At 39.8% G+C, this 12,732-nt stretch carries 9 protein-coding genes and 1 pseudogene; 3 read left to right on the forward strand and 7 right to left on the reverse strand.

What is annotated here, in order from left to right; translation table 11 throughout:
* Together GNE10_RS35535 and GNE10_RS22955 are read right to left on the reverse strand one after the other, a co-directional pair.
* Positions 1-349: pseudogene (locus tag GNE10_RS35535) on the reverse strand (hypothetical protein); the annotation flags it as partial.
* A 4-nt stretch (positions 350-353) separates the two neighbouring features.
* Positions 354-635: a DUF2584 domain-containing protein gene (locus GNE10_RS22955; protein WP_260447012.1), complete on the reverse strand. Its 282-nt coding sequence runs from the start codon at positions 633-635 to the stop codon at positions 354-356.
* Between the two features lie 291 nt (positions 636-926).
* Here GNE10_RS22955 and GNE10_RS22960 point away from each other — a divergent pair, with 291 nt between their 5' ends.
* Complete coding sequence (locus tag GNE10_RS22960; protein WP_185567141.1) at positions 927-1,166, forward strand: helix-turn-helix domain-containing protein; 240 nt, start codon at positions 927-929, stop codon at positions 1,164-1,166.
* Between the two features lie 359 nt (positions 1,167-1,525).
* Here GNE10_RS22960 and GNE10_RS22965 read toward each other — a convergent pair whose 3' ends face one another.
* From GNE10_RS22965 to ruvC, 5 genes are all read right to left on the reverse strand, one after another.
* Entirely contained in the window at positions 1,526-3,400 is a 1,875-nt protein-coding gene (locus tag GNE10_RS22965; RefSeq protein ID WP_221642962.1) for an RNA-binding domain-containing protein, read from the reverse strand.
* 83 nt (positions 3,401-3,483) lie between these two features.
* Positions 3,484-5,313 carry an N-6 DNA methylase gene (locus GNE10_RS22970; RefSeq protein ID WP_185567142.1) on the reverse strand — a complete coding sequence of 610 codons (1,830 nt, stop codon included), beginning with the start codon at positions 5,311-5,313 and terminating at the stop codon, positions 3,484-3,486.
* 54 nt (positions 5,314-5,367) lie between these two features.
* Positions 5,368-6,621, reverse strand: coding sequence for a restriction endonuclease subunit S (locus GNE10_RS36415; RefSeq protein ID WP_185567143.1), 1,254 nt, complete (start codon positions 6,619-6,621; stop codon positions 5,368-5,370).
* 115 nt (positions 6,622-6,736) lie between these two features.
* A complete protein-coding gene (locus GNE10_RS22980) occupies positions 6,737-8,983 on the reverse strand; it encodes a DEAD/DEAH box helicase family protein (protein WP_185567144.1) in 2,247 nt (748 codons plus the stop codon).
* Positions 8,984-9,236: 253 nt separating this feature from the next.
* On the reverse strand, positions 9,237-9,728 hold the full coding sequence (ruvC, locus tag GNE10_RS22985) for a crossover junction endodeoxyribonuclease RuvC (protein ID WP_185567145.1): 492 nt from the start codon (positions 9,726-9,728) through the stop codon (positions 9,237-9,239).
* Between the two features lie 306 nt (positions 9,729-10,034).
* On the opposite strand from ruvC, the gene yvcK reads away from it, so the two are divergent.
* Together yvcK and tsaE are read left to right on the forward strand one after the other, a co-directional pair.
* Complete coding sequence (yvcK, locus tag GNE10_RS22990) at positions 10,035-11,405, forward strand: gluconeogenesis factor YvcK family protein (RefSeq protein WP_185567146.1); 1,371 nt, start codon at positions 10,035-10,037, stop codon at positions 11,403-11,405.
* Between the two features lie 166 nt (positions 11,406-11,571).
* Positions 11,572-12,087 carry a tRNA (adenosine(37)-N6)-threonylcarbamoyltransferase complex ATPase subunit type 1 TsaE gene (tsaE, locus tag GNE10_RS22995; protein WP_185567147.1) on the forward strand — a complete coding sequence of 172 codons (516 nt, stop codon included), beginning with the start codon at positions 11,572-11,574 and terminating at the stop codon, positions 12,085-12,087.
* Positions 12,088-12,732: the final 645 nt, after the last annotated feature.

Genomic DNA, 12,732 nt, shown 5'->3' on the forward strand with positions numbered 1-12,732 from the left:
GCTCATCATCTATCCGAGGTATAACATTTTCCGTTACAAGTTCGGATATTTCACTATATTCTTGTGATTGGCGTTTAAAGTCGTTGAGCCATACCAGAATAGGAGGAGATATAATAACGCAGATAGCTAGTAAAGGTATAATATTCTTATTATTCAACCAAGTCCAATTTTTAGGTATAAGACTATTATTACTTATAAAAAAAGAAGTTGTGTCACCAAAACCAGTTATTACTAAATATAAAACGGTAATAATAAAAACCGCAACTTGAGAAAGTTTAAACTTCCTAAGGAGATAATCCGCTTCATATTTAAAGCTTTTTCTTAAACAGACCAAATTTAATGTTAACATAATTTCAAGCTTTTACATTAAAAGGCCGGTCATAAATTCTATCAATTTCAAAAATTACAAGAGTTTGCTTATTTTCCCAAGTCAATTTCCTAATAATAATATCTGCGTGGGCGACCCAATCATTATTAACTAGAGGGATTGGGACATCTACTGGAATAATTCTATAGTCTTCTTTGACAGCTTGATACTGCTCTCCTATTATTAATTTTTCTGGATAGCCTTGAGATTGCTTGAGTTTTAAAATACTGTTAACTTCACAGGGCATACCCATAATTTTCCCTCCCATTTTTATGGTTTACATTGTATATTAAATATTTGGCTATTTAACCACAATCAGTTAATGTAACATAAATTAACTGATTGTGGTTACCAAATTATTCAAATCCTCCCAACTTTAAATGTATCACTTTTAAATCTTGTTCCTTGGCTGTACTTACAGTCTGTCCTATAATTTTGCCTGTAGACTTAGACTTTTTAGTATGAATCTATCCCCTAATAAAATTCTGTTAACCCAAATGTGAAGTGTGGCTAAGAAAGACCTCAAATTGTTCAACCGAATTATTCCTCTACATGTGCAGTGAGTAATTTAAACATCAATCAACGATTTGGAAAAGCAGTGAGAAAACGGAGGCGGGAAATGGATTTATCGCAGGAGGATTTAGCGGAGAGAGCAGAATTGCACAGAACCTATGTTTCAACCCTTGAGCGCGGCCTAGTCAACCCGACCTTAGAGACTATTGAAAAAGTAGCTGCTGCTTTAGAAATTTCTATTTCGGATCTACTGACAAACTACGGAGTAGAACGAGGGGGGCAATAATGATTAATTAAGTTTTTCCCGTTCCGGGAAAAATTCTCCAATTCTTCTGGGGTGCGATTTTAAATCCCACCTTTAAAAAAAAGTTAATTTATTTGTATTGACAAGCTAATCAAAAAATATATTTTGAAGTGACTGCCGCCGAACTGCTAGTTATGTTGGGTCGCCTTGCTCTAAAATTGAGTGGCAGTTGAAAATAACGCACGGGTGCGATCGCCACAAGTTAAACTTGTTATCAGAACGCCCGAACTCTGGGGCAAGGTTTAAGGTTCCAGCGTTATAGATAGATGATTAGTGTCAGCGATGTTTTGTAAATTTTGCGAAAATGGTGGAATATCAGAAATCTTATTAATTTCTGGATTTCAAGATGATACGCTTCTATATGCTTGCTGAGGATGATTTGGTTGTTCAGGATATTTCGGTTCCAGCAAGCTCTGCCTTAACATTTGATTTATATAATGAGTCCTGATTGTGTCTGGGCTACGCTTCAATAACTCAGCTAATGTTTTGAGAAGTAAGTATTCTTCTGAACAAAGCTTGAGAATTATACTCTGCATTAATTCTGGGCTGACCCGTTTTTTATCTCGGACAGGAGCGGCTATTTCCAGCAATGTGGAACTTTCATTATGCTCAAAGCTTATCTCATTATGCTCGGAGTTTGGCTCACTATGCTCGGAGTTTGGCTCACTATGCTCGGAGTTCGGCTCACTATGCTCGAAGCGAGGGAGCGATAAAAGCAAATCTACTTTTTGTGTATTTGAGAGCGCATAGTGCGCGCCACGACCGCGACCTGATCGCTCCAAGCAGCCTTTATCTACCAATCGTTTGAGACATTCACCTATATCTCTGGGGTGTTCATGTCGATAATACTGGACATCAGTATTACAAATATCACCAAATCTATGTGCTAGTACCAAAATTATGCGTTCTAGCTCTGTTAGCTCACGGTAATGATCCCCTACTATTTCTTTTAATTCCCGCTCTACTTGTTCAGGAATTAGACTCACCATTGGTAAGGTGATGGATGTCAATTCTAACTCTAATTTTTCTGATACAAAGGGGTAAAACCATTGTTGCTCTTTCCAAGCACGTAGGATTTTACCAAACCCTGAACCAGCTTTCTCTCCTAAACCGAGCATTTGAAACATTTTTTGCAAATTGGGATTGCGTGCATCACTAACGCCTCCTTCGTATAGTTGCTGAGGAGAGATTCTTAGACGACCAGGATTAGAAAACAAAAAGCTATCAGGAAACTTGGTAATAACTAGAGGACGGGAAGAAAAATGGTCTGCATGAATTAGTGTATTTACTAGAGCTTCACGTAGTGCCTCATGCACATGAGTTTCACCTTTTCGTACAGCTTCACTATTTAATCGAAATGGTACATTAATATCATTAACTAAACGACCATACACGCGATAATAGAAATTAAATAAATTTGCTTCCCATTTACCATCAAGAGTTAATCGATAAGTCCATCTTGTATCTGGATCGTGAGAAAGCTGCTCTTGATAATCAAGATGGTAATGAGGTAAAGCATCTAAAATACTACGCTCACGACCAAACATCAGCAATCCTGCTATTGTTAATCCCTGTTGATTTGTGTCACGATCTCGCCGCCAACCACCTAAATTCAATAACAAGTTTTTATCATCTAAAGCTAACCAAGGATGGTCAGGTTCTCTAGAACTAAAACGCTGACGAAATGATTTAAGTGTTTCTGAATCAAGGTCATTTAAATCAAATTTGTCGAGAATTTGCAAGTCTTGAGGTGCAGAACTAGCATCCCTGAGCATCTGTTGCACTTCTTCTTTCGTGCAACGATAGTCTCCTTCATAATTACGTTTGTATGTGCCAGTTATAGGATTGTTGTTGATGTATACAGGCCGTTGTGTTCTGCTAGCTCTGGGTACTTCAATGATGATTACTTTTTGTCCATTAACTTCTGTAATTTGGACGTTAGAATTAGAACAGATAGGGATACTTAACTTTTGTTCGTTATTATGATTGTCCCAGAAAGGTTTAAGTAATGCGTTAGGATTGCGTACTCCAGAAACTACAAAGTCGTCATTTTTCTGGCTGACACCAAGTACAATGTACCCTCCATCTGTATTAGCGAAAGCGGATAACGTTTCCCAGATGTCTTTTGGCAAGCCACCATTAGCTGTTTTAAACTCTATCTCCTCATCTTCTCCGAGGCTTATGTGCTGGAGAAAAGTTTCCGTATCCATTACCATTTATCAATTCTCAAACCGTAATTAGTTAATCATGCTTGTAGAATACCCAAAAAAATACAACAATTGCTTACTCCTAGCTTTTATCACTTAGCCCTTAAATTTTTTAAAATTTTAGCAATTTCACACCCTTTGATTTCAATAAAATCTAGAAGTTCTTTTGGTGTAAGATTATCTTCTTGGTTTTTCACACTTGGGTTTACTGCTTTGAGGTCGTATACAGCGTCATCAATAGCTTGAGCTTGCGCTTTTAGTTCTCTGGCCTCTTTGTCGAGTTCTTTAGCCGCTTGTTCAATTTCTTTATATTCTTCGCTATCCTTCTGTTTGGCTTTTTTTAAGGCTCTAAGTCTGTCTTTTAGTTCTTGTGCTTCTGCTTCGAGCGCTGCGGCTTGTTGTTTCAAAGGTGCAGATTTTTCGTCAGCTTGGCGTTTGCGATTGCTTATGTCAACTGTCCAACTTCTTTCACTGTCTCCTTTAGTGGGGAGTAAGCGAAAAAATTCCTCAAACTGCGCTTCAGTTAAGGGCGTGCGTTTTCCCACTTTAATATCAGAAAGATCGTAATACCAAATTTTTTCAGTGGGTTCTCCTTTGGTGAAAAATAAGATATTTGCTTTAACTCCTCCGCCAGCTGCTACAAAGGTTCCTGCTGGTAAACTGATGATGCACCAGACATTACAATTTTCCAAGAGGTTGCGTTTTGTGGCGACGAATGCAGCTTCGTTGGTGCGAAACAAAATGCCTTCATCCAAAACTATACCGCAGCGTCCGTTGGGCTTGAGGCTTTTGAGGGCGTGTTGTAAAAACAGCGCTTGGGTAGCACTGGTTTGATAATCAAAGCCTATTTGTGCTTCTTTACCTTCCTTACCACCAAAGGGCGGATTCATTAAAATGACATCGTATAAATCTGGCGCGTTAGTAAACAAACCTCCATAAGTCTCACCTTCTGTCAAGGTGTTTCCGTGCCAAACATGGGGTTCATCTATTCCATGTAATACTAAATTGGCTATGGCAATCGGGTAAATTTGATTATCTTTCTCCCTTCCATAAAAGGTATGTCGTTTAAGAATCCCTAAATCTTCTGGCTTTGTAATTTTACAGTTATCCTTTCCCCTCATGTGTTCGTAAGACTGCGCCAGGAAACCTCCTGTACCCAGTCCGGGGTCATAAACTGTTTCGCCGATTTTAGGGTCAATGACTTTCACCATCACCTGAATAATTGGACGGGGTGTAAAAAACTGTCCACCATCATTACCTTTTTCGCCCATTCTCAGCAGCAAACCTTCAAAAACTTGGGAAAGGGGAAAAATGAAGTTAATGTTTACTGTTGTATGGCTGATTTCATGTACTTTATCTAAGACATCCAGCAGGTTTTTTTGGGTGTCGATGCGGACTCGTTCTACGCCTGACATGACTTGGCTGATGATTTTTTGTCTGGGGGTAGCGTTTTCATAGTCTTTGAGTTGTTTGAGATGGGGAATTAAAACCAAATCTACCCAGATTTTGAAAGGTTCAGATATAGTTATTCCACTTTCTCGAAGTTTATTTAATTCTTCAACTTCTTGGCTATTGTCTGTAATTTGGTTGCGTTTCCAACCTTGAGGACGTTGTTCGCTATCGAGGGTAAATAGAGAATTATTATAGGGTGCAGCCCAGTCACACCAACGGTAGGGACTTTCTAAGGATTGGGTAAAGTTTATGTCTAAAGCCTCGGCGGTTTCTGCTTCTTTTTGTTCTTGTTCGTCGAGTATCCGTAAGAATAAAATCCAGGTTAATTCAGGGATATATTGCAGCGCCCCGGCGCAGTTGGAACGACGTATGATGTCGCAGATACTATATATATAGCTGTCAAGGCTTTGTTGGCTGGCGTATTTTTGACGGTTGCCATTATTGTTGTTCTTTTTGCGGATTGCTGCCATAGTATTAATTAATATAGGTGGGTAATTATGTCTCACACAAAGGCGCAAAGGTTATTATATTTCCCCGTTGAATGCTTGACGAAGTAGGGATGCTGGTAGTTTTTTGATGGCTTCGAGTTGTTCTTCTAGGGTTTTACATAGCTGTTCTGCTTCTGTCAATTTTTCAGTTAGCGTTTCTGCAATATGTTTTTGAATAGTGTATGGAGGAAGGAGAATTTCAAAATCAGAAAGCGATTTTAATGTAACAGTTCGCTGTGCTACTCCTAATGCTGCTAACTCACTTTGTTGTCTACCACTAGGTGAGTTAAGATAAAATGCTAAAAAGTGAGAATCTACCTGTTCTCTTTTTGGCTTGATGAGAGCAATATGACGTTGAAATATAAAAGGTTTATCAGTCTCTATAACAACAGCAATACCAAAACTCCCTACAGCACTAAAAAGCACATCACCTTTAATTGGTTTACAACGACGCGTTAATTCTTCGTAAGTTTTTTGTGAGATATATTGATTGACCTTGAAATCAATCCGCCCAGAAACGATATTTTTAACAAACAAAAACGGTATTCCTTCAGTTGTAAAAGGTGGAGACTGATGAGTACCGTCTGTAATTTTATCGCATACTTCCTTCAGTCTTTTCCTGTCCCACTGCTGCGCTTCTGGACTGCTGAAAACATCACGGAGATAAGCAGTGGGCAGTTCTTTGGCGGCTTCTAATTGCGCGATCGCATTTTGTCGAGCTTTCTCCACCGCTTCCATCTGCCTATTCACAATTTCTGCAATGCGCTTCTGTTCATGGAGTGGGGGGAGAGGGATTTTAAAATTTTCTATAATGCTCTTTGTAAGAGCCTGTCTTGTTGCGCCAGATTGGTTATCTAAAATAAATTTCTGAAAATCAGGCGTAGAAATAAAGTAAGCAAGAAAAAACGGGTTCCATGAACCATCACTGCGGATAATAGTAACGTGCTGATTAACATTTGCCGGACAAAGCTTGGAAGGAACGACACAAACTCTGCCTATAGATGCTCCTGTAATATTTAGTAATACATCACCTGGTATTACTCGGCTGGCTTCCATCTCTTCATCTTGTTCCTTGGAAATAAAAGCTAAACCATTCTCTTCAAAATAATTTATGTGAACATTTTGACTCCGAATAAGTGGTATCCCTGTTTTTAGATAAGATGATTGACCACCACGAGGCGTTATTCCACTACCTATTTTAGTCGTGTAGTCTCCCAGCTTTACCCACTTCCAACCATCAGGTAAATTCTGTTTACCACCCTCAAAACTTATTTCTCCCTTGTCGATCACGCTGCAAAAATCCTCTCCTTAATCTCACGCAAAACATCTTTAGGCTTACCCAAAACCTTCAGCACATCTAAATTTACCCTTAGAGTTTGAAAAATTAGCTCATTCTCCAAAGCTTCTATTCCACCATTGACAAATTGCTGCAAAAATGCATAACAGCTTTCGCAGTCGCTTCTGGCATACTGTTGAGCCAATCAGCGTGCTTGTAGTTGAAAGCTTGGGCGCGATCGCTTTTGGTTTTTGGTATCAAACCATAAGCTATATCCGCTAAAATATCATACAGGTCATAGGCTGCTAATTCTGCGACTGTCGCATATTCCTTGGGTGATATACCTGCACTCACCAACTCCGCCGACAGTTCCTTGCGGGTTTTGGGATTAATCCAACAAGCCCGAAAATCTTCTATAGTTGGGACTATCTCGACTAACTTAGCGGCGATGCGTTCTTTATATTCCTCAACAGATATTCTCCAATCATCACCATCTATCTTGGCACGCATAAAGCGATTGCCTGTGCTTTCTTCAATCCATTCGTCGCCGTCTGCAATTTCAATTGCTAGTCCAGAAGCTTCCGAACTTCTATTCCTAGAATTGTTATTCGGAGTTCTTAACTTGGTGAGAAAGCTTTCCCCAAATAGTCTAGTAGCATCGGTATAGTCATAGACGCGAAACATTAACTTACCTTCAGCTAAACGTGTTCCCCGCCCTACCATCTGGTAAAAAGTAATCGGCGAATTAATTTGATTGAAGAAAACAATATTACGCACTACAGGTACATCAACACCAGTAGTCAATAAATCAACTGTTGTAGCTATAAAGTAAGAACGGGAACTTCCTCGAAAATCTGGTAATCTTTCTTGTCCACCACCTTTATCCGTACATTTAAAAGCGTATGAATCACAACGCCTGTGTTGATTCTGCTCACACCACTCAGCGTAGAGATTTTCCATGTTAGCACTGACTAAATCAGCATGGCGATCGCTATTACAAAAAATAATCGTTTTTTGCTCTGCTCCACCAGTTTCCAGTAAGTAGTGAAACAAATCCTCGCAACGCCGCTTTTCAAAATTGGGTAACATGAGGCGAGTTTTTAAATTGCCTTTTTTCATCAGTCGGCGTATCACTTTTTCCTCAACTGCTAATCCTGTCTCAAAATCTACAGGATTGCTTGCCAAAATATCTTCGATGGTTAGTTGAGCCAAATCAAGTTTGATTCTACCTTCCCGAATTTCACACGCTGCCAAGTAACCATCTTCAACTCCTTGGAGCATATCGTATTCATATACTGGCTCACCAAAATACTGGATATTATTTGCTGTTATTTGTTCATCTGCTATGACTTCTGCTGTTGTTTGAGTAACTTCAATTACTCTTGGTGTGGCTGTTAAACCGATTTGTACTGCTGCCGAATTGCGTTTGAGAATTATTGACCATTTACCCCATGCCGAGCGATGGCACTCATCAATAATAATGTGACTAAAGTAGTTCTCAGGATAATTTTCGATAAGGAAACTAGCATCATCATCATCTGCTACTCCTAAAGCGTGATAAGTGGCAATGAGAACTTGAGCGTTCCTTTGATGATTATTGGAGTCTACAACAGCAGCATTAGCGCCAAAAACATTTTTAAAAGCTCTTGATGCTTGTTCTCGTAGTTCAATGCGATCGCATACAAAAAGTGCCTTTACTCGTTGTCCTGTATCTGCAATGCGTTTTAACAAATGCACAGCAATACGAGTTTTACCTGCTCCTGTAGCCAAAGATAATAATGCTCGCTTGGCAGTACCTTCTACTTCACAACGGGCAATTTTTTCCAACACGGCACGAATTGCGGCATCTTGGTAGTAACGAACTGTTGAATCCCCAGTCACATAGGGAGTCAATAAAGGTTGAGCCGCAGGACTGTCTAACTTAAAGCCAACCCATTTTTCATAACGAGAGCGTAGAGTTTCTTGATTTGGAAACTCAGATATTGATTTTGGGTTGGACGTAATCCCACTCATCCGATCAAATTCTACAAACCGATGCCCATTGGTAGAAAAAACTACAGGGACATGAAGACGTTGAGCATATTTTTTAGCTTGTTCAAGTCCGAGAGTAGGTGGAAATTTTTCTGCTTTAGCCTCAATCACTGATACACTGACAGGCTGTTTTTGAGGAAGAGGCTGAAGACGTAAAACAATATCCGCTCTACCTCTTTTGCGCTGACGAGGGACACCGTTAACAATTTCGATAACTCCAGCAGTTACCTCTCGCTTGATAAAATTTTCTGTCCAGCCTTTTTCGTAGAGTGCTGGATTAATTAGCTTGGCTATAGTGTCAGCTTCATTAAATTTGCTATCTTCGGCATCTTCTCCACTCAGCAATGTATTTCTCCTCAGTTAAATGTTGCTCCCGATCAACTTATGTTTCCCTATTTACAGCCAACATTAATAACTTGGAGTTTGTAAAGCTTCAGGATAAACGCACGGAATTTATGAAACCCTAATGGATAACGATATTATCGCTCGTACTAATTGTGTCTTAAGTACTTTTACTCTGTGACAGTTAGTAAATGACTTTACGAAGCAGTAAAGGACTTTACGAGCCAGTAAAGAACTTTATTGTTTTTGTACACTATTAAATCTGGTAAGACGCCGTTAAAGCCACCGCCAAAGCATCCGCAGCATCATCGGGCTTGGGAATCTCATCTAAATCGAGTTCCCTCGCCACTGCTTCTTGCACCTCAGATTTATCGGCATTGCCATACCCTGTTAAAGCTTGTTTAATTTGAGCAGGAGTAAATTCTACATAAGGGAGTCGGCGCTGTCCCAAGACTAACATGACTACACCCCGCGCCTGTGCAACCAAGATAGTACTTGACATACGATAGAAAAATAGTTTTTCGATCGCCACTAAATCTGGTTGAAATTCCTCGATTACAGTGTGTAAATCATCAAATAAGGTGCATAGGCGCTGTGACATTTCCACATCTGCTGATGTTTTGATTACCCCAAAATCCAGCATATTTACTGTGGTCTGTTGCATCTTGTTGGGGATTTGTCTACAGGTAATTGCCCCAAATCCTAAAATTGCCAGTCCTGGATCTAATCCTAAAATTCGTTTTTCCATTAAATTCACTCTTACCAAGTCAAAGATATTGTTTAACTGAGAACACTGGCAATCTTGGCAACTTGCTTGTTAGTCTAATGGGATTGAAAAATATATATAGTTTTACGCCTAGTAGTCTGTCTACCAACCCAAAAATGTTAGATGGAGGTTGGGGAAAGGGTCAAGGGAAAAGGGTAAGGGATAAAGAACATGAGTCCCTTTGCCCTTTAAAGAGCCAAGTTGCCTTGGCGTACTACTAGTGTTTGAAACCAAGTGGTGTAGATTTTCTGTTAATTATTAGTTTGTAGCACTGCTGTGAATCTAGGTATGTCAATTGGTTTTCTCCGACAAGCCCTCAACGCCCTGCGAAAGCAGTCGCCCTCTCGTACTTCCTATCGTGTTAACCAGTGGTTTAAATGGTTATCCCCTGGATTATCGATTAAACGTTGGTTGTTAATCAGTGTTGGAGGTGTGCTACTAGCAATTTTGGGGTTAGCTATTTGGATTAAGCTGACCCCAATTTTTTGGATGTTCGAGTTGGTTCGGGGTTTCCTGGGAGTAATCACCGAGATCTTACCTAACTATGTCAGCGGCCCTTTGGTGCTGCTTGGCGGCTTACTGTTACTCCTTTGGGGACAAACTCGCACCGTAGGCTCAATTACTAAGGTTTTAAGAACCGATGATGATGAAGAACTTATTGATGTTTTGCTGGCTCATCGTCGATTGTACCGAGGGCCGAAAATAGTAGTGATTGGCGGTGGTACAGGGCTTTCTACCTTGTTGAGGGGATTAAAAACTTACAGCGCTAATATTACTGCCATTGTAACTGTAGCTGATGATGGTGGTTCTTCTGGGCGATTGCGCCAGGAATTTGGCGTACTACCACCAGGGGATATTCGTAATTGTTTAGCAGCCCTAGCAGATGAAGAAAAGTTATTAACAGAATTATTTCAATATCGCTTTCGTGCTGGAGATGGGTTAACTGGCCATAGTTTTGGCAATTTATTTTTAACAGCGATGAGTGATATTACTGGAGATTTGGAGCGTGCAGTTGCAGCCAGTTCCAAAGTACTAGCAGTACGGGGACAAGTACTACCAGCAACTCTCAGTGATGTTCGCCTCTGGGCAGAATTAGCCGATGGTCGCCGCATTGAAGGAGAATCTAACATTCCCAAAGCAGGCGGAAAAATTATCAAAATAGGCTGTATTCCAGCTAATCCCCCAGCAATACCAGCAGTTATCAAGGCACTTAAAGAAGCAGATTACATTATTATTGGCCCTGGTAGTCTTTATACTAGCTTGATTCCTAACTTATTAGTACCAGAAATTGCCGATGCGATCGCCAAAGCAAAGGTTCCCCGTATCTATATCTGCAATATAATGACTCAACCAGGAGAAACTGAAGGATATACTGTTGCCGATCATATCCGAGCCATTGATGCTGCTTGTCAGCAAAGACAGCTATTTGATGCTGTTCTAGTACAGAAAAGATCCCCCTCGGAACAATCACTCATCCGCTACGCCCAACAAAATTCCCATCCCGTTTTCCTAGACAGAGAAGCTGTAATTGAGTTAGGACGCCGAATAGTGCCAGCTCATGTTTTATATGAAGATGAAACAGGTATTGTACGCCACAACCCCCAGAAACTAGCACGCGTGTTATTGCGGTGGTACGGTAGAGCTAATCAGGGAAGATAAGTATGGGTAATAGGCAATGGGCAATGGGCAATAGGCAATGGGCAATGGGCAATAGGCAATAGGCAATAGGCAATGGGCAATGGGCAATGGGCATGGGGCATTGGTTATTAGCAAATGACTAATGACTAATGACTAATGACTAATAACTAATGACTAATGACTAATTATGAAAATTTGTCTTGCAGATACAGAGGCAACACTACGTTTAGGTATGATTCTCGGTGAATTTCTACCTGCTGGCAGTGTAATTTTATTGGAGGGTGATTTGGGTGCAGGTAAAACTACTCTGGTTCAAGGCATTGGTAAGGGTTTGGGAATTACTGAACCCATTGTCAGTCCCACTTTTACTTTGATTAATGAGTATACTGAAGGACGCCTGCCCCTTTACCACCTGGATTTATATCGCTTAGAACCACAGGAAGTTCTAAGCCTGAATTTAGAAAGTTACTGGGAAGGTATTGAGGTGACGCCAGGAATTGTGGCTATTGAATGGGCAGAACGAATGCCCTACAAGCCAGATAGTTATGTGAGTATAAATTTGATATATGGAGAGGATGGCGATGTCAAAGACGGGCTACGCCTACGTCAGGCAGAAATCACACCTTTCGATTGTGCCATTGATGAAATTATTGCTGTCATTTACAGCAGAATTCTCCAAACCGAAAGTCACAATTCACTATGAATAGGAGTTGTACACTCCTTTTATCTCAACACAGTTCAGTTAAGCTTTTTTCTCCCCTGCTTTCTGCTAATAGCCCCCCTGCCTTAACAGATAAATTCGTTAACTGAACCGTATTGCCTTTTACCTACCACTACCACGTTCACCACTGTAAATCACTAACATTGTTATCTCAACCAAAAATAAACGAGAGAATTTTTGAACAGCAGATATACGATTTGATGTTGAATGTTAACTGTTAATCGTTAACAGTTAACAGCCTGTATTCAAGATTTTACTTTCTTGCTTATGACTGTTATATCTACTAGTTTTATTCTGGAAAAATCTGTTAAAAACCTAATTTTGACGGATTACTAGTCAAGCAAATGTAAACTATTGTTGGGTTAAAAAAGAGGTTGTACAACACTTAATCGGCTGGGTTAAATCTGATTAGTTCTCTGCTGTAATTTTGAGAACTAATCTAAATTATTGAGCAGTTAAAGTTAGTAGAGAAAAGTTAAACGACAAGCAAGTTATGTATTAAGTCGTTTAACTTGTTCTGATACTTATTATTCCCAACTTATCTAGATAATCTATACAGAAATATTTTATTTTTTAGATTAGTTATTTGTAATTTCAATTATCAATATTTTTTGTTATCTACATCTG

The sequence above is a fragment of the Nostoc sp. 2RC genome (genome assembly GCF_014222165.1).
Lineage (GTDB): Bacteria > Cyanobacteriota > Cyanobacteriia > Cyanobacteriales > Nostocaceae > Nostoc > Nostoc linckia.